19 protein-coding genes are annotated in these 18,097 nt (G+C 45.6%); 10 read left to right on the forward strand and 9 right to left on the reverse strand.

Features of this window, described 5'->3' with window-relative positions:
• Positions 1-205: 205 nt before the first annotated feature.
• The 4 genes from QUA90_RS22110 to QUA90_RS22125 all read left to right on the forward strand — a co-directional run bounded on the left by QUA90_RS22110 (position 206) and on the right by QUA90_RS22125 (position 4,781).
• A complete protein-coding gene (locus QUA90_RS22110; RefSeq protein WP_333048862.1) occupies positions 206-628 on the forward strand; it encodes a thioesterase family protein in 423 nt (140 codons plus the stop codon).
• A 100-nt stretch (positions 629-728) separates the two neighbouring features.
• Complete coding sequence (locus QUA90_RS22115) at positions 729-2,327, forward strand: slr1306 family protein (RefSeq protein ID WP_333447743.1); 1,599 nt, start codon at positions 729-731, stop codon at positions 2,325-2,327.
• Between the two features lie 156 nt (positions 2,328-2,483).
• Positions 2,484-3,092 carry a Uma2 family endonuclease gene (locus tag QUA90_RS22120; protein ID WP_333389109.1) on the forward strand — a complete coding sequence of 203 codons (609 nt, stop codon included), beginning with the start codon at positions 2,484-2,486 and terminating at the stop codon, positions 3,090-3,092.
• Positions 3,093-3,290: 198 nt separating this feature from the next.
• A complete protein-coding gene (locus QUA90_RS22125; protein ID WP_333447745.1) occupies positions 3,291-4,781 on the forward strand; it encodes a DUF697 domain-containing protein in 1,491 nt (496 codons plus the stop codon).
• Between the two features lie 548 nt (positions 4,782-5,329).
• On the opposite strand, the gene QUA90_RS22130 is transcribed toward QUA90_RS22125, so the two are convergent.
• The 4 genes from QUA90_RS22130 to QUA90_RS22145 all read right to left on the reverse strand — a co-directional run bounded on the left by QUA90_RS22130 (position 5,330) and on the right by QUA90_RS22145 (position 9,349).
• A complete protein-coding gene (locus QUA90_RS22130; protein ID WP_333447747.1) occupies positions 5,330-6,526 on the reverse strand; it encodes a serine hydrolase in 1,197 nt (398 codons plus the stop codon).
• A 372-nt stretch (positions 6,527-6,898) separates the two neighbouring features.
• Positions 6,899-7,498: a Crp/Fnr family transcriptional regulator gene (locus tag QUA90_RS22135; RefSeq protein WP_333329630.1), complete on the reverse strand. Its 600-nt coding sequence runs from the start codon at positions 7,496-7,498 to the stop codon at positions 6,899-6,901.
• 183 nt (positions 7,499-7,681) lie between these two features.
• A complete protein-coding gene (locus QUA90_RS22140; RefSeq protein ID WP_333329627.1) occupies positions 7,682-8,371 on the reverse strand; it encodes a hypothetical protein in 690 nt (229 codons plus the stop codon).
• A 135-nt stretch (positions 8,372-8,506) separates the two neighbouring features.
• Positions 8,507-9,349: a TlyA family RNA methyltransferase gene (locus QUA90_RS22145; RefSeq protein ID WP_333329624.1), complete on the reverse strand. Its 843-nt coding sequence runs from the start codon at positions 9,347-9,349 to the stop codon at positions 8,507-8,509.
• Positions 9,350-9,613: 264 nt separating this feature from the next.
• Here QUA90_RS22145 and QUA90_RS22150 point away from each other — a divergent pair, with 264 nt between their 5' ends.
• Positions 9,614-9,811, forward strand: a complete 198-nt coding sequence (locus QUA90_RS22150) for a hypothetical protein (RefSeq protein ID WP_333329621.1) — start codon at positions 9,614-9,616, stop codon at positions 9,809-9,811.
• A 253-nt stretch (positions 9,812-10,064) separates the two neighbouring features.
• Here the strand turns inward: QUA90_RS22150 and apcB are convergent, their stop codons facing one another.
• Positions 10,065-10,574, reverse strand: coding sequence for an allophycocyanin subunit beta (apcB, locus tag QUA90_RS22155; RefSeq protein ID WP_293258696.1), 510 nt, complete (start codon positions 10,572-10,574; stop codon positions 10,065-10,067).
• A gap of 337 nt (positions 10,575-10,911) precedes the next feature.
• On the opposite strand from apcB, the gene glnA reads away from it, so the two are divergent.
• The gene (gene glnA, locus QUA90_RS22160) at positions 10,912-12,333 is read left to right on the forward strand and encodes a type I glutamate--ammonia ligase (protein WP_333329618.1); all 1,422 of its coding nucleotides are present in this window, start codon (positions 10,912-10,914) and stop codon (positions 12,331-12,333) included.
• A 109-nt stretch (positions 12,334-12,442) separates the two neighbouring features.
• On the opposite strand, the gene QUA90_RS22165 is transcribed toward glnA, so the two are convergent.
• Positions 12,443-12,922 (reverse strand): hypothetical protein, encoded by a 480-nt coding sequence (locus tag QUA90_RS22165; RefSeq protein ID WP_333389113.1) that lies wholly within the window; start codon positions 12,920-12,922, stop codon positions 12,443-12,445.
• A 37-nt stretch (positions 12,923-12,959) separates the two neighbouring features.
• On the opposite strand from QUA90_RS22165, the gene QUA90_RS22170 reads away from it, so the two are divergent.
• The 4 genes from QUA90_RS22170 to QUA90_RS22185 all read left to right on the forward strand — a co-directional run bounded on the left by QUA90_RS22170 (position 12,960) and on the right by QUA90_RS22185 (position 15,551).
• Positions 12,960-13,286 carry a hypothetical protein gene (locus QUA90_RS22170; RefSeq protein ID WP_333084935.1) on the forward strand — a complete coding sequence of 109 codons (327 nt, stop codon included), beginning with the start codon at positions 12,960-12,962 and terminating at the stop codon, positions 13,284-13,286.
• Positions 13,283-13,516: a hypothetical protein gene (locus tag QUA90_RS22175; protein ID WP_333084936.1), complete on the forward strand. Its 234-nt coding sequence runs from the start codon at positions 13,283-13,285 to the stop codon at positions 13,514-13,516. Before QUA90_RS22170 ends, QUA90_RS22175 begins: the two co-directional genes overlap by 4 nt.
• Before the next feature lie 303 nt (positions 13,517-13,819).
• Complete coding sequence (locus tag QUA90_RS22180; RefSeq protein ID WP_333447749.1) at positions 13,820-14,713, forward strand: ferritin-like domain-containing protein; 894 nt, start codon at positions 13,820-13,822, stop codon at positions 14,711-14,713.
• Between the two features lie 334 nt (positions 14,714-15,047).
• Positions 15,048-15,551: a YbjN domain-containing protein gene (locus tag QUA90_RS22185; protein WP_333447751.1), complete on the forward strand. Its 504-nt coding sequence runs from the start codon at positions 15,048-15,050 to the stop codon at positions 15,549-15,551.
• Between the two features lie 60 nt (positions 15,552-15,611).
• Here the strand turns inward: QUA90_RS22185 and QUA90_RS22190 are convergent, their stop codons facing one another.
• From QUA90_RS22190 to QUA90_RS22200, 3 genes are all read right to left on the reverse strand, one after another.
• Positions 15,612-16,070, reverse strand: coding sequence for a divergent PAP2 family protein (locus QUA90_RS22190; protein ID WP_190658220.1), 459 nt, complete (start codon positions 16,068-16,070; stop codon positions 15,612-15,614).
• A gap of 14 nt (positions 16,071-16,084) precedes the next feature.
• On the reverse strand, positions 16,085-17,011 hold the full coding sequence (gene crtE / locus QUA90_RS22195; protein WP_333179856.1) for a geranylgeranyl diphosphate synthase CrtE: 927 nt from the start codon (positions 17,009-17,011) through the stop codon (positions 16,085-16,087).
• Positions 17,012-17,201: 190 nt separating this feature from the next.
• The gene (locus QUA90_RS22200) at positions 17,202-18,089 is read right to left on the reverse strand and encodes a LysR family transcriptional regulator (RefSeq protein WP_333447753.1); all 888 of its coding nucleotides are present in this window, start codon (positions 18,087-18,089) and stop codon (positions 17,202-17,204) included.
• Positions 18,090-18,097 lie beyond the last annotated feature (8 nt).

Genomic DNA, 18,097 nt, shown 5'->3' on the forward strand with positions numbered 1-18,097 from the left:
ATCGAGAATGAGGGTTTTAAGCCAGTGTATTGTCGTAAAAAAACCAAGCTGATGACCGTCCGTGCTTCCAGGACTAAGATTAACTTGGAAGCAGTGACGTTTCAACTATTTAGTGTAACTTGCAATCAGTTCCGAGCGAGTATCGACCCAGAGTGCGATCGCACTCGGAACTACAAAATACCGCAACAAGTGGAAAGGTGAGAAATTGACACCATTTACTACACAAATTAGAGTACGCCATTACGAAATGGACGCCCTCGGTCATGTCAATAATGCTGTCTACCAGCATTATTTAGAACACGCTGCAATCGAACATTTAGAACACTTGGGATTTACCCTCGATCGCTACCGGGAACTGGGCGGCGTCTTTGTAATGCGGCGGATAGAGATTGACTATTTGCGATCGGCCGCTGCGGGCGATCGATTGGAGATATCCACTTGGATCGAACAACTGCGCGGCCCGCGCGCCGTCCGCCGCTACGAAATTCGCTTACTTGGAAGTGACGAAATCTTGTTAAAAGCAGAGGCGCTTTGGGTGTGGGTTGAAGTTACCACTATGCGCCCGCGAGCAATTCCCAAACAAATAATTGATATTTTTGAATCACAATCTCAAGCATTACCAACCTAGAGAAAAAATCAACTATTATATTTGCAAAATCATGTAAAAATCTATTGGTTTGTAGTGAGGACTTCAGTCCCCTATTCCCCGTTTGTAGAAGTGCAAAAATTTGATTGTTGCCGGGGCCGCAAATCCCGATCGCAAAAAGTCGGCTCGCCCGCCTGCCAGTTTGGATGCCACAGAGGTACGATGGAATAGAGGGAGGGAGGCCAAGCCCGGTAAGGTTAAGCTTGGCGACAATACCCACAGGAAGGGAAAAATGACACTTAACTTGCGGCGACCGATTTTGATAGGCGGAATAGGACTTTCAGCAGCGCTGTGGCTGCTGGAAACTCTACAGCATTCGGGTTCAGAAATGGGCGAAACGGCACTCATCGGCTTGGCGGCTGCCGGTGCGGGGTATTGGTGGTGGAAGCAACAATCCCCCAAACTCGAACTCGCACTCCCGGAACCCCTGGCGAACCGGGAAGCAGCCGAAAAAGCGATCGCGACTTCAGAAACCGCAATTAAATTGCTGGCTTCAGAAGCTCAAAACTCCGCCGATCCTGCTAATCTAACAGCAAAGCTCGATCGCCTCAGAAGCGAATTAGACAGACAAGATTTGCGGATTACCGTCACGGGCGGCAAAGCTGTCGGTAAAACAGCCTTAATTCAAGTTTTAAATTCTAATTGGGCATCTCAACACCCGCAAAAGCTTAGTTTACAAGAAACAGCAGCGCTGTTTGCTAATACAAATGCCGATGCCCAAATCGGCGGTGATTTAGTGCTGTTTGTGACAGCGGGCGACATCACAGATTCCGAATTTAAAACATTATCTCAGCTAGCTTCTGCAGGTCAGCGCGTGCTGCTAGTCTGGAACAAACAAGACCAATATTTGCCAGAACAGCAGTCGCAGGTTTTGAACTCTTTGCAGCAGAAAATGCAAGGAATATTGGGTACAGAAGAGATAATTGCGATCGCAGCTTCTCCCAAATCTATTAAAGTGCGCCAGCACCAAGCGGACGGCACATTTAAAGAACGCATTGAGCATCAAGTCTCTCAACTCGACGGGCTGACGGACAGATTGACTAAAATCTTAACGGAAGAACGGCAACAGTTGGTCTGGGCGAGTGCAGTGCGCGAGGCTGCAAGTATCAAATTAGAGGCGAAAACCTTCTTAAATGCAGTCAGGCGCGATCGGGCACTTCCCATTATCGAACAATATCAGTACATCGCCGCCGCCGCCGTCTTTACTAACCCGGTTCCCGCTTTAGACTTGCTAGCAACAACCGCCATCAGCACCCAACTCGTCATCGACCTCGGTGCCATCTACCAGCAACAGTTTTCCTTAGACCAAGCCAAGACAGTAGCGGGTACTTTAGCTAATCAAATGTTCAAATTGGGATTAGTAGAACTGTCTACCCAAACTATTACTGGACTGCTGAAAAGCAATGCCGTTACCTATGTAGCAGGAGGCGCGGTGCAGGGAATTAGTGCAGCATATTTTACCAGAATAGCAGGACTGAGTTTAATTGAATATTTCCAAAGTCAAGAACTGGAAAATGCTCCAAAAGGCATTTTCAATCTCGAACAGTTGACTAAAACTTTGCAAGCAGTATTTACGCAAAATCAGCAAGTTTCCTTCTTGCAATCTTTCGTCAACCAAGTGGCGAGTCGCCTTTCATCTCAGGTATCTGGGCCCGAAACCGTTAAGTCGGCGGCCAATTAAGTAAAATAAAGGAACAGGCTTTTCGGCCTGTTCCACAAGACAGTTTTTCTGTTGTGGAACAGGCCTCTTGCTTGTTCCCTAGCAGAAGCAGGCAACCAGTTAATATTTTCCTTCTTCCTTCTGCCTTCTGTTATATAATCAAATAAAGTTTGCACGATGATACAAACTCAACCCAAAATACTAAACTTTGAAGAATTTCTAGAAGACAAAGCCGAGAACAGATGCTACGAACTTCACGACGGGGTAATGGTTGAAATGCAGCCAACAGGAGAACACGAAGATATCACAGCATACCTTGTTCAAGAATTTACGCTGCTCTACACCCAACTGCAACTTCCATACCGCATTCCCTCGAAAGCGCTAGTTAAGCCCCCAGCTAAAGATACAGGATATATTCCTGATGTTTTGCTATTAAACCGTCAGGCTTTAGCGTCGGAACCCTTATGGTTGAAGTCAGCAACACTCACCCAAGGAACATCTATCCCGCTACTTGTTGAAGTTGTCAGTACCAACTGGCGCGACGATTATCTCAAAAAGTTAGCAGATTACGAATTGATGGGAATCCTCGAATATTGGATTGCGGATTATGCTGCATTCGGCGGAATACGTCATATTGGCGACCCCAAAGAACCCACGCTTTCGGTTTGTCAGCTCGTGGACGGAGAGTATAGGATTAGACAGTTCAGAGGGAGCGATCGCATTATTTCACCTACATTTCCCAATATGGAGCTGAACGTCGATCAAATTTTCCGAGGCGGAGCCTAGTGTTAGGGAAAAGAACAGGCAAGATGGCTGTTCCACAAAAATTTTTTGTTATTGTGGAACGGGCGGGATATCCCGTTCAATATTTTTTGGAAAACTCAAAACTAAAAAATTATAAATTTATGAAAAATTGTATTAAAATAAGAAATAGGATTTATAATTCGACGATCAATTATACCTGCTTAAAAAAGCCGAGCGCCAATGGCTGACAATTCCCTTCAAGAAAATCGCTTATCTCTTGCCCGCGCCAGTTTGCGCGAAGCCCTGGCGCGCTATTCCCACCTGCGCCAAGGGAAAAAAAACTCGAATAATACAGAATTAGAAGCGGCGCTGCAATATCAGCTAGATATCTTAACTTCCACCTCAGAAAAACTAGACCACAACATAATCCGCATTGCTACTTTCGGCCTAGTCAGCCGCGGCAAGTCAGCCGTATTAAACGCGCTTTTAGGTCACAAAATTCTGCAAACAGGCCCTCTCAACGGCGTGACTCAGTGGCCGCGTTCCGTGCGCTGGAGTGTGCCTTTATCCTTTCTTGACAGCGAGGAATCCCCCCAATCCCCCCTTGGCAAAGGGGGGAAAGGAGGAGTGCAAGTAGAATTAATCGATACTCCCGGACTTGATGAAGTTGGCGGCGAAGTGCGCGGCGAAATGGCGAAACAAGTAACTCGCCAAGCTGACTTAATTTTGTTTGTCGTTGCAGGGGATATCACCCGAACTGAATATCAAGCACTGTGCGAATTGCAAACAGCTCAAAAACCAGTAATTTTAGTTTTTAATAAAATTGACCTTTATCCAGAATTAGACAGAAAAGCTATTTACCAAAGTTTGCAAGCGCTGGGAAATTCAGAAGAGTTAGCAGCGGCTGCGGTAACAGAGCAAACAGATAGCGAAAATTTGTCCGATCGCCCAAACAACTCCTCCGATAAATCTACCGCAAAATCACCGCCTAAAATTGCCAAATCTTTAGAAATAGTCATGGTAGCCGCCGAACCCGCGCCGGTGCAAGTGCGGGTGGAATGGTCTGACGGAAGAGTAACTAACGAATGGGAGTCGCCGCCCGCGCAGATAGACGAACTAAAACATAAAATTCTCACAATTCTTAACAGAGAAGGTCGATCGCTCCTCGCTCTAAATGCGTTAGTTGAAGCTAGAGATGCCGAAGCCAATATTGCCCGTCACGTTCTCAAATTGCGACAAACAGAAGCCGAAGATTTAATCTGGCAATTTGCCAAATATAAAGCTTTGGCTGTCGGTTTAAATCCAGTGGCATTCTTGGATGTAATGGGAGCAAGTGTCGCAGATTTAGCCTTAATTCGCTCTTTATCCAGACTTTACGGCTTACCCATGACTGGTTACGAAGCCGGGAAACTTTGGCAGACTATTTTCTCCAGCGCTGGCGGCGTACTTTTGGGAGAATTGGGTAGCAGTTTTCTGTTGGGATTTGGCAAAAGTGCAGCCGCAGCGGCCCCGCACATCGGCTTTTCTACTTTTGCCGGAGTCGCTGTCACTCAAGCTAGTTTAGCAGCTTACGGAACCTACGCTGTCGGTCGTGCCGCCCAAGTTTATTTAGAAAAAGGCTGCACCTGGGGCCCCCTGGGACAAGATACGGTAATTCAAGAAATTCTCGCCACCATCGAGCGTAATACAATTATCGATCGCTTGCAGCAAGAGTTTAAAATTGGCAATTAAAAATTGCCCTAGTAGTTGAGTAGGGTACGTCAGCAGAGGGTTATTTCTTAATAATCGAAGATCTAGGATCTGACGCACCCTACTGCTTGTAATCTTATAGAACCCATTTGGGATATTTCGTAACAAGCTAAGATCACTGGAGTCTAGAATCACAGAAATAAAAGTCACACTCCAGCAGCTTAACCGACTCATAGGGGGAACTTATCGAACTCTTACTCTCACAAAAGAAGAAAACTACACCTCCTCGTTGGAGTAAAAAGCCAATCTTGGATGGGAGCTTTTATCAGCTCAAAAACGGCTGTAGTTGTTGTGATTTTTTCAAAGACTTGCCTCTCTACTCAACCGTCTTCTGGCATTCAATGCCACCAGTCTTGAATCCAAAGGGTTTTGTGATTACAAATGCACCAAGGGCATCTATAGGCAAGGAAAATCAAGCAAGCCTTTTAGCCACTATTTCCGTTTTCATTCTGATCTGGGTTCTATGCCCGTAAGTTTCTGTACGACTGGTCATTTACCCCCGATTTCAGTGGTAAGTGAAATGATCCAGACTATTTTAACTCCTTTGCAATAGCCCGAAAAAGTGCCATCACCTCATCATCATCTTTAGGTTTTGTTAAGTCAGAACTTGTTTTTACAATCACCAGATTTTCCTTCGGATTAATATAGATATACTGCCCCCAAACACCTACAGCACTGTAGTCTCCATTAGAATCTGTAGGAATCCACCATTGGTATTGATATCCCCATTTACCATATTCCTCCGCTGTAGATCCAACTTGCAGATAGGGACTATCTGGGGCAACAGACTTTTTAACCCAGGCTTGGGGGATGATTTGTTTTCCGTTAAAGTAGCCCTCGTGGAGGTAGAGTAGCCCAAACTTGGCGTAATCGCGCAAGGTCGCATTCAAGCAGCAAAATGTCAGTTCTGTATGGTGATTATCTGTCAACCATAAAGCATCTGATTCAGCACCTAGCGGTTGCCATAGTTTGGTTTGAAAATATGACGAAATACTCTGTCCAGTTACTCGCTCAATAAGCAAACCCAATACCTGTGTGTCTAAACTGATGTAGTTAAATCTCTTTCCCGATGGATAATCTGATGGAAAGTTGAGAACAACTTTTTTAATTGGCTGCATATAGAGAAAAAGCTGGGGAAGTAAATTGTTTATATCAGAGGATTCATCGTCATAGTTTTCGCTAAATTTCACTCCAGAAGACATTTGAAGAATATGTTTAATAGGAACGTTGCGATAGCCTGATTCTGCTAGTTCTGGAATATATTTTGTGATTGAGTCATTGATACTATCGATGTATCCATCCGCGATCGCAATTCCCACTAATGCTGATGTAAATGATTTTGCCATCGACCAAGAAGTATTCTTATATAAAGCACTATTCCCTTGAAAATACTTTTCATAAACAATGGTGCCGTCCTTTACCACTAAAATACCAGTGGTCTCTGTCTTTTTCAGCAGTTCAGACATTTGATAATATTGGTCTTCAAACTTATAAGAAACATCTAAAAGATGCAGATTTTCTTTGAAATGATATGGGTTATTAGAAGAGTAAATTTGTTTGCTTGGAAAAATTTTTCCCATGTTGCGAAAGTTGGCTGCTCGCTTGTTAGGGTCAAACAAAGATAGCTTGGGAGAAAAATAGAGTTGCCAAACAGAAAATAAAGAAACACATACTATACTGATCGAAGCCACTGTCAAAATTAATAACTTATTCTGATTGGTGAACATATGATTAAATTTAAGTATAACAATGAGGAATAAAGGCGGGCTGGGTCTCATAATATTGTCGCTCTTTTGCAAACTTTAAAAAGAGCGCAAAGATCTAGCAAAAGCTGAAAGCGAAAATGAATTAACAGCTCGATCGTATTTTCTTTCCTGATTCACATTTACTGCTTGAGCAGTCACAGAGAAAATAATGAAGAATACAATTACTGCCGGACAGAGCCGAGTCAGAAAAAATCTCATTACTATCTCCTTACCCATGACGTGTTCTCTATTGGCAATCCAAGAATAATATTAGAATGCCAAAAGGAATGATGAATAGTAGTTTTTTTTGATCTAGATCAAATTTGATCTAGATCAAATTTCAAGCTATTCCATTCAATTAGGCTTGCCATGGTTGCGTTGATGCCTTCTGCGCCTCTTACGGAGATTGCTGAGAGTTTCTTGTCGGATTCCTAAGTAAGAAGCAATATGACCAAGATTAACCCTGTCTTCAATGTCTGGATATTTCTGTAGTAATTGCTCGTAGCGCTCATATGCTGTCAAAGAAAGGAAAGATATCAACCGGTCTTGAACATCAATATAGTAGCGTTCAATAAAGACGCGGCTCAGATTTTGCCAGATCGGATCTTTACTGTAGAGATATTGGAGACTCTCGTAGGTTATCGAGAGGAATTTACAATCTGAACTCAGAATAATACTTTCTAGACTGGGTTGGCGATAGGTAAAACTGAGGTGTGAATTTACAATATCGCCCTCAAACCCAAACCAAGGTATAACTTCTTTCCAATTATCATAGTGGACTGCTCTAACTACTCCTTCCAAAATGAAATGAAGATGGTTGCAAATCTGACCCCGTTCTAGCAATAAAGAGCCTTGAGGCAAATCGAGGAGGTATGTAACTCTACGAAGTTCTTCCCGTTGCTGTGGAGATAGAGGTATGATCTGATTGAATGTCTGGAAAAGTTGCTCATGCATTCCTTATTAACCCTTTGTAAAAAACCTAATAATTTTTAACTAATTAGCGGCTTAACGGCTAAATTGAGTGGCAAGCGATCGCTACTAATACTTTTGTCAAAAAACAATGCAACTGTAGGTAAGCTCCAAACCACGACCTTCATCAGTGATTCCCAATTCTTTAATCGAAAATCGAAAATCGTCTTACCGTCTCGCGATTCTCACACCTTCCCTGAAATGCGCGATAGTCGCAATTACCGCTATAGAAAAGTAAAATATTCTAATCAGCCAAAAACAAACCCGCATTGACCAAGAAACAATAGTCGGAGCAATACCTGTGAACTGTACAAATCTGGAATTAACTTTTTTTTCAAAGCTGTCAAGGTCTTTCATCTCCGATTGTTTCGTCGGAATAACGGGAAACTGACCAGTATATACGTAATAACCGATAAAACCAGGCAATCCTACTTTTCTATTCAAAAATGAGTTAGTTAAGGTTGCAGTTTGCGGAGGCGATAATTTATCCGATTCTTCCACTTTTTCGAGCCAAGAATTATATCGAATGGCTGGCGTAATCATGAAAACTAAGGGAACTATAACTATCAACAAAGCAGCACTAATTTTGCGACCGTATTGAGGGTGTAGAAGCCTTGTCGCCACACCCACTCCCATACCGATAAATGCAAATATCAATATATTTAACAGTTCAATAATTTCGATGCCCCTCAACAAGTCACCGATAATCAGAATTGTATATAATAATTTGTCAGCAAGTAGTAGAGCTGCCCACTTGATCAGCATTGAAACGCCTATAATAGTAGCTACAATCGCCACATACCCGATGGCACCTAGAACGTACAGGAAAATGGAACCGGCTTGTTTGAATGATTGCATGGAATTATTCACTCTTGTGAAAGTTTAGGAGTCTGATTGACAAAATTTTTGAAAATTTAGAGCAATCTGAAGTTCCAAATTTGATTTTTTAAATTGATTAGTTTGACATCTTGAAATCAAGCTAAAATCTACAATCTACAATCGATCGACAAGTTCCCGCGCGGCCGCTTTGGTGACTTGTGCGATCCGTTCTTTCACAACATCCTCTTCGATCGCCCTCTGGTCTGTTTCTTGTTCGCGATCGATCCCCAACCATAAAAGATACTCGATATTACCGGCCGGGCCAAGTAAAGGCGACCACGTTAAGCCGCGTTGCTGCCATCCTAAAGCTGTGGCTGCCTTCCACACTTGAAAAATCGCATCAGCTTGAGTTGCTGAGTCTCGCACTACGCCTTTTTTCCCGACTCTCTCCCGCCCTACCTCAAACTGCGGCTTTACCAGCAACACGGCTTCTCGCGGTGGTGCCAACAATTCCCACAGCGCCGGTAAAATCTTATCCAGGGAAATAAACGACACATCTACTACCGCCAAATCTGCTCGCTCAGAGTCGCCGTAAAGCTCAGCAGCAGTCATGTACCGCAAATTGGTGCGTTCTTTCAAAATTACCCTCGGATCATTCCTCAAGCCCCAATCTGCTTGACCGTAGCCAACATCTACGCCGTAGACTAAGGCCGCGCCGGCTTGCAGCAAACAGTCGGTAAAACCGCCTGTGGAGATGCCGCCGTCGAGACAAATTCTGCCTGCAACGGGAATCGCAAAAACTTCTAAAGCTTTGGCTAATTTGTCACCGCCTCTGGAAACATAGCGCGATCGCTCTTTTATCTGAATTTTTGCTGCAATGTCAACCTCAGTGCCCGGTTTGTCAACTACCTGCTGGTTGATAGAGACTTTTCCAGTCCGAATCAATGCCTGAGCTTGCTGTCTGGAACTGCACAAATCTAGGCTGACCAATAAAGTGTCTAGTCGCTGTTTAGCCAAGGTTTTTAATCTGTACGGATAGGGTTAAGAACAGTACCAGATTAGCACTTACGCACAAGCCCCACTGCTAATTTTTGGCGATTATTTTGGTTTGGCGATTGTCGCGGGGCGATCGCCCCCAGCTTACATGATGTGACTGAGATCGCTCTGAGTGTGTAGTTTTATCACAGATAAACATTCATAGAATCACACAATAATTTTTGTTACTAGCGGATGATTTATATGCAGCTAAAAGCGCTACAAATACCATCAGGGCGAGCGACCATGAAAACAATGAACTTTCCTATCAGAAATCCCGGCAATTGTCAAGAAAATCCCCTCGCATTCGTCAGCGGTGACATCATCCACATTCTTTACCCCAATGGCGAAGTAGAAGCAACAACCGTCGCACAAGTGGATCTGGGTCAAACTAAAAATCCCCTGGACAAATGCCTCGTCTGGGGATGTGTTGACGATTTTTAGCACCAGTTTCAAACAAGAATGCAATTGTAGGGGAGCTCCAAACCCTTAATTCATCAGTCATTCCCAATTATTTAAATTTTTAATCTATTATTTTTAATCTATTATTTTTAATCTGAAATCTTTAATCTAAAATTGTATAACCCATAAAAAAAGATCGCTTGGAGGCGGTGAGGCCAAAAAAAGCGATCGATCCAACTGCTGCTAACTGCCAGCCACAAGTGCAATTTGCTGCTAAAAGAATTAGCAAATTGACTTAAATATCTTGTTCGCTCAATTCGCGAATCATGTAATCAAAAGGCTGATCCAAAAAAGGCCCCACAGACAAGCCAGCAGCTTCCACCTGAGCCTTAACCATCTCCTTCATAATGCTAATCCCCATCACCGTCGGGCCAATGGGAACGCTGAGAGAATTGTAAGTTTCTCGCAAACCTTGCAGCACGCGCTCGTCGAGCACGTCGGTACTTCCAGCCACCAGGGCGTAAGTAGCATAGCGCAAGTAGTAGTCCATATCCCGCAGACAAGCCGCGTAGCGACGAGTCGTGTAGGCATTTCCACCGGGACGGATCAGTTCTGGCTGTTCAGCAAATAGCTGGATACCAGCTTGCTTAACAATTGCCGCAGCATTGCTGTTAATCGCAGCCGCCGCCTGTACCCGTGCCGTGCCCGTTGCAAAATAAGATTTCAACCGATCGATACCATCTCGGTCTAAATACCTACCAGCAACATCATAATTTTCAATCAGGCTCGTCACTGCATCGCGCATAAGTTTCTCTCCCAAAAATCTTTATCAATACTTTGCTATCTGAGACAGACCGCCTATTGTAGACTACTACAAATCGGCGTTTGATTAAGATTTGAGATAGGATTTTCACGAAGGGTAGTCTATCCGTGGCAAACTGTCGTAAAATTCAGCCGTTTGCCTTGTATCTTCAGTCGAAAAATCCACAGGGCAAGAATTTCAAACTGCCCGGCCGCACTGGGCCCCTATTTCAGAATTTTGTAGCCCTAGATACAAAATAGTGGATACTGAAGGCCTACGATCGCCCAAACAGTCTGAAATCGGCCGATCGCCAAGAAACAACCAATATCAGGAGTAAGTCATGTTCCAGACACCCCAAGAAGCCTTAAACTACATAAAAGAAAATAAGATCCAGATCGTTGACCTCAAATTCATCGATATGCCGGGGATCTGGCAACACCTTTCCCTGTACCACGACCAAATCGACGAAACTGCATTCACAGACGGCGTACCCTTCGACGGTTCCAGCATTAGGGGCTGGAAAGCCATCAACGAATCAGACATGACGATGGTCATCGATCCGACCACCGCTTGGATGGACCCGTTCATGGCAGAACCTACCATCAGCTTCATTTGCAGCATCAAAGAACCTCGCACCGGCCAACCGTACAGTCGCTGTCCGCGCACCATTGCCCAAAAAGCCATAGACTACTTGCTTTCCACCGGTCTTGGCGATACAGCATTCTTTGGCCCGGAAGCAGAATTCTTTATTTTTGACGACGTTCGCTTCGACCAAACCCAAAATTCCGGCTACTATTACGTAGATTCGATCGAAGGTCGCTGGAATTCCGGCAAAGAAGAAGCAGGTGGCAACCTCGGCTATAAACCGCGTTACAAAGAAGGTTATTTCCCAGTAGCACCAACCGATACCTCACAAGACATGAGAACGGAAATGCTGCTGACAATGGCAAAATGCGGCGTACCAATCGAAAAGCACCACCACGAAGTCGCCACCGGCGGTCAATGCGAACTCGGCTTCCGCTTTGACACTTTGGTAAAAGCCGCCGACTACTTGCTGACTTACAAATACGTAATCAAAAACGTCGGCAAAAAATACGGCAAAACCATCACCTTCATGCCCAAACCGCTATTTAACGATAACGGTTCCGGGATGCACGTTCACCAGTCGATTTGGAAAGACGGCCAACCTTTATTTGCAGGCGATCAATATGCTGGTTTCAGTCAAATGGGACTGCATTACATTGGTGGCATTCTCAAGCACGCACCGGCACTTTTGGCACTCACCAATCCCACCACCAATTCCTACAAGCGTTTAGTTCCAGGCTTTGAAGCGCCTGTAAACTTAGCTTACTCTCAAGGAAATCGATCGGCATCAGTGCGGATTCCGTTGTCGGGAACCAACCCCAAAGCCAAGCGGTTAGAATTCCGCTGTCCCGATGCTACATCCAACCCCTATTTAGCATTTGCAGCCATGCTGTGCGCCGGCATTGACGGCATCAAGAATCAAATCGATCCGGGCGAACCTTTGGACGTGGATATCTACGACCTTTCCCCTGAAGAATTGAGCAAAATTCCTTCGACTCCCGGTTCCTTGGAAGGCGCTTTAGAAGCTTTAGAAAAAGACCACAGTTTCTTAACTGAAACCGGCGTATTTACCGAAGACTTCATCCAAACTTGGATTTCCTACAAACTCGACAATGAAGTCAACCCGATGCGGCTGCGTCCTCACCCCTACGAGTTTGCTCTCTACTACGACTGTTAGAAAATTAACAATTAAAAATTAAAAGTTAAAACTGGTAATTATACCATTTTTAACCTGTGATTTTTAATTAATAAGAACGCCGCCCTTAAAAGCGGCGTTTTTTTGAAGTTTAGAACTTCTGGATCAACGCCCAGACTCTCCCGTTACCCGACACTATCTGGGCAACGCTGTTAGTAGTAGGGCCCATTGTAGCCTCAGAGACATCCTCTACAGCCCATTTATTTGCTTTCTCATCAACAATAAACAAATCGTCAGCGGTAGTGCCTTCCTGAACCCGATATATCTTATTCAAAATGAAACGCTGTCGCGCCTCAGCTTTTGGTATGCCCGTAACTTCATCAGGATCGATAGAGAGGGCACTGCCTTCTTTTAATGTACCTTTCGAGTTGCTTAAATTGCGATCGTCCCTTTGAGCAACCCGCACGCCGTGAAGCTGCAAACGAGGCTCAATCTCAGAGATATTTGAGATAGCAGCTACGGCCCCACTTTTTCCCCAACCGAGAACCGCTGCACTAACAGTCAAAATTAGCAAAAACTTGAAAGGATTCACTGTATTTATGCTCCTTCTTTTGTGAGATTCTGCACTCATTCTAAATTAGCAATTAGCAATTAACAATGACCAAACGATGTCCGATATTTTTGTGATGATCCGCAATCAGAGTAACGTCGCCATGACTTCAGTTGACGGCATTGCGTTTGTCACTTTACTGACTCAAGAAGGACGAGTGCTGGCCGAGGAGACAGTTGACCTGTTTGAAGCTGATGTGAATTTTGATAACCTGAAGCCGGGAAAATATACTGTAGTTGTCAGGCACGAAGGCGTTGAACCTCGATCGGCAACCTGTAGTGTTACAATCACCGATGAAGATAAAGTAATCATGCTGACATTTGTTTACTTGGAGCTAGAACGGGTGCTGCTCCGCATTCAAACTTCAACCGAAGAAAGACTATGACCGTGAAAGTTACTCCGCCAAATTCAATTAAAATGTTTCGTTATCGAGTACATTTCTTGGCAAAAGACCTCTGGAGGGAAAAAAACCCGGTTTGTCGGATGAATCTGGCTTTACAGTTAGCCGATGTGGCGACAACTTTGGCTAGGTTAGAAGTAGAAGAGGCGCGAAAATTTCAACAAGAGTCTGCTAGTGTTGAGGCTTCAGACTCGACGGAACCTGAAGAGTTTTGAGTGCGTGAGATTGCTTTCTGCGATCCGCGCCACCCTTGCGTGATAGCAGTTTAAAAAAATAATCTAACTGTATAAAAGCTCCCAACCCTGATAGTCATCAGTCATTTTTAATCTAAAATCTAACATCTAAAATGGTATGGCTCGCAACTCCAAATTATTTTCGTTGGTTGAGCTAGTAAAAAAATTGTCTGTATAAAATTGAATATCCGTGCTAAACAATAACTTTCTGCCTTGCGAGTGAATTAGGAAGCCGAAAAACTGCGTTACACTTATACAAGTATCTTTACAAAACAACATAAAAGCATGACTGTTGCCTATCCCCGCAAGCTTCGCAACGCTATGGGAGCGCGCGAAATTTTAGCTAATGTAGTGCGCGATCGCGAAATTCACTTGATCACCCTCAATCGCTATCGGTTTAGCGAACAGCGCAGTTGCAAAGACCTCACCGACTTGATCGAACGGCTAGACGGCGAACCGGCCGAACTCGTGCGCGACCTCTCCCGGCACATTTCCGACGAAGCGCGACACGCGATGTGGCTCACCGACTTGCTGGTAGACTTGGGCCAAAAGGTGGGAACGCCGCCAGGAGTCTCCTACATTGACGAATTTGAGCGCCTGCTGGACAAAGAGCAATACCGCAACCTCGATGACGGTATAATTGCAGCCTTAGCCGCAATCAATGTCACCGAAAAGCGAGGATGCGAGTATTTCTCAGCCCACATCCACGCCCTCAAACAGGCTCCCCAAAGCGCAGAAAACATCAAAATCCGCGAAACAATCGAAAAGATTTTTCCCGAAGAAGCTGGTCACGTCCGCTGGGGCAACCGCTGGCTCGCCTCCATAGCTGCCAAAAGCCCGGAACACCGCCAGAAGGTGGAACAGGCAAAGCGCAAGTATGTGGCGATCGAACAAGCAGCTTTTGAATCGGGAATGGATATCATGTTGGGGGCAGAACTCCGCCGCGTCACCCGCCTAGTAGATATAGCCAACACCATGCCGATGTGGGAACGCCCGCAATACCTGATGGAACGCTTGCCCGCAACCCTGCTAGCCCCCGACCTGCAAATGACCAGAGTAGATGTAGCTCAGCGCGCCTGGAACCGCGACCCGCAGGCATTTATGGAGAAATTAGTCCCCATGTTCCTCAACGGCTTGAATACCATTGAGAAGAAGCCGGCGACTAAGCCCAAGGCTTAAAAACGATCGCGAACCTGGTTGAAACCGCTTTGCAAGTCAAACTTGCGTCTGCCTCCGCAAACAAGCGAGATATACTGGTTCCCAGGCATAGCCGGGGAACCAGTTATTTAAAGTCATAATTTGTACTCGTTACCAGGCTCTGCCTGGTAACGCAGATCCAGATGCTCTGCCTCAAGTTTTCGTAGTTAAGCAAAGCGGAGCCTCTGGACATCGGTTCCCAGGCAGAGCCTAGGAAGAAGTTACTCTGGACGGAGCTTTAAGATTTAAAATTTACAATCTGAAGAACATAGCAAGTAAACTGATTATTGGAATAGTTTTCCATCTAAATATAATCATGACTACCAGCGAGCCGAACCTACAAACAGCTTCCACAGAAAGCCAATCGAGTGAAAGCGCGATCGCCTCCGAGCAGGTCGAAAAAGCCACAGCCGTCACCTATGCAGAAGAAATTGAAACTGTCATCGCCAGCATGGCTGTAGACCAAAAAGTGATGGTCGGTCAAAGTGAAGCTGGCGGACATCTTTGGAAGTTTAAGTACGGCAGTGTTGAAGTGTTCGTGCAACTCACCGGCGAAACCGAAGAGGATACTTTGACTGTTTGGGCTTTTGTACTACAGTTGCCAGCGAAGAATGAAGCTCAATTAATGCGGAAACTTCTAGAAATGAATTGGCTGTCTACTTTGGAATCTCATTTTGCCATTGTTGACAATCAAGTTGCGGTAATATCGACTCGGACGATCGCCGAAATCTCGGCCGGGGAAATTTCTCGGGTTATTACTATTGTCGCCACGATCGCCGATGACAATGACGATATTCTGCAAGCAGAATTCGGTCAGTAGTGATTAGTTAACAGTTAACAGTCAACAACTAACAGTTAAAAGTTAACAGTTAACAGTTAACTAATATGCAGGCCCTGCGATCCAAGCAATCGTGATTCCCAGCCCCAAACCTACAAGCACTTGAAAAGGAGTGTGTCCCAGCAACTCTTTCAGGCGAGCCTCATTAAGGTTGTGATCTTCCTCAAAAAACTCGTCAATAATTTGGTTGAGGATGCGAGCTTGCTTGCCTGCTGCTTGGCGGACGCCTGCTGCGTCATACATCACAATAATTGCAAAGATCGCAGCGATCGCAAAATCCGGGCTTTCCCATCCCATCGTTTGTCCGACTCCAGCAGCCAAAGCGCCCACAAAAGACGAGTGAGCGCTGGGCATTCCCCCCGTTGTTACCAAATACTGAAGATTAAACTTGCGATTTTTGACCAACTCGATCGGCAACTTCATGATCTGAGCCGCCAGACAAGCGAGCAAAGCAACCACGAGTACATGATTGTTGAATATGCCGCTGCAAATTTCCTGCATAGTGTTTAGTATTTCTAGTTACTGCGGCTGGTAATAAAATCGGCGATAGCCAGCAGCGGTAGAGCTTTGCTCCCAAACACTGCCAATTGAGCCTTAGCATCAGCAACAAGCTGCGAAGCTTGGCGCCGAGACTCCTCAATTCCCCACAAACTCGGATAAGTGACTTTCCCTGCTTGAACATCTTTGCCAGCAGTTTTGCCCAGTTCTTCTTGGGTAGCAGTAATATCCAGAATGTCGTCAATTATCTGGAAAGCCAGCCCAATATTTTGAGCGAAACGAGACAGCCGCTGCAAATCTGCAGCAGACGCCCCAGCCAGAATTGCCCCACAAACTACGCAGGCCTCTAACAGCGCGCCTGTTTTGTGAGCGTGAATGTAATTCAAAGTTTCCAGAGAAACATCTGTCTTTCCTTCCGATTCCAAATCAACCACCTGACCGCCTACCAATCCAGCAGCACCCGATGCCCGCGCTAAATGGGCGATCGTCTGCAACACCTGTTGGGGGGGTACGTTCTCAGTTTTAGTAGCGATAAATTCAAAAGCATAGGTCAGCAAACCATCGCCAGCCAAAATGGCGATATCTTCGCCGTAAACTTTGTGGTTCGTCAGTTTGCCGCGTCGGTAGTCGTCATTGTCCATTGCCGGCAAATCGTCGTGAATCAGCGACATCGTGTGGATCATTTCCAAAGCGCAAGCTGTCGGAATTGCCATAGATGTAGTGCCGCCGGCCAGTTCGCAGCTAGCCAGACACAGGATCGGACGCAGGCGCTTGCCCCCCGCTAGCAGCGAGTAGCGCATTGCTTCGTAAATTTTCTCTGGGTAGATGACCGGCAGTGCACTGTCGAGAGCTACCTCGATCGCCTCTTTTCGATTGACTAGATAAGTAGATAGGTCGAAAGAGGATTCCGGTTGGGACGAACCCATTTCTGTTGCCAATACCATCCCTTGCTCTCTTGTACTGAATAGTTATGTGGGATATTGTGAGCCGTTCGGGTCGCATGGTGCCGACGTTTACGGCAGTAGTTGCTCGAACTCCGAGCATCAATTAATCATTCTACGGGTGTTGTTGCACAGAAAATCTTTGAGTTTTGATAACTTTGTCAAATTGCCAGTCAATCTAAAATTTACAATCTCAAATCTTAAATCCGCTGATGTGTCTGGCGACTTCCAAAAACCGCTGCACCGCCGCCGTTGGATCGCTGCGCCAAATCAGAGCGATCGCCACAATGCAGGTTGATTCTGGCAAAGATTTGTAAACAACCCCGCTGCGCTGGAAATTTTGCATCGACGCCGGGACGATCGCCACGCCCATCTCGGCAGCTACCAGACTCACAATGGTTTGCATTTGAATTGCTTCTTGAGCTGCGATCGGGCTAAAACCTGCTTGCTGACAAAGACTGACGATCGCATCGTACAATCCCGGAGCCTGGGAACGCGGAAATAAAATGAACTGTTCCGTGGAAAGTTCGCGTAATTCAACATTCGTGCGATCGGCCGCCGGATGCGTTTCTGGCAGTGCCACGATCAGCGGTTCTCGAAAAACGATTTCAGAATTTATCCCATCTTCCTCAACCGGAGGGCGCACGAAGCCGATATCAATTTGCCCGAACCGCAGCCGCTGCAACTGTTCGTTTGTCGTCAGTTCGTGCAGTTCCAGTTTGACGGCGGGACACCGAGTGCGAAACGCCTGCAAAATCGCTGGAACCACGTTGTGTGCTGCAGAACTCACAAAGCCGATCGTCAGTTGGCCGAGTTCGCCCCGACTGGTTTGTCGGCCGAGTTGAATTGCTCGATCGACTTGCTGCAGAATTTTCCCGGCCTCCTCGAAAAAAACCTGTCCCGCTGCAGTTAAATGCACCGTCCGCTTGGTGCGGCGAAACAATTGAAACCCCAACTCTGCCTCCAAATGCTGGATTTGTTGACTCAGCGGTGGTTGGGCAATATGCAGTTTTTCGGCTGCGCGAGTGAAATTCAGTTCCTCTGCAACTGCAATGAAATAACGCAAATGCCGAAGTTCCATAAGTCCCA

Source organism: Microcoleus sp. D3_18_C4, assembly GCF_036702355.1.
GTDB lineage: Bacteria > Cyanobacteriota > Cyanobacteriia > Cyanobacteriales > Microcoleaceae > Microcoleus.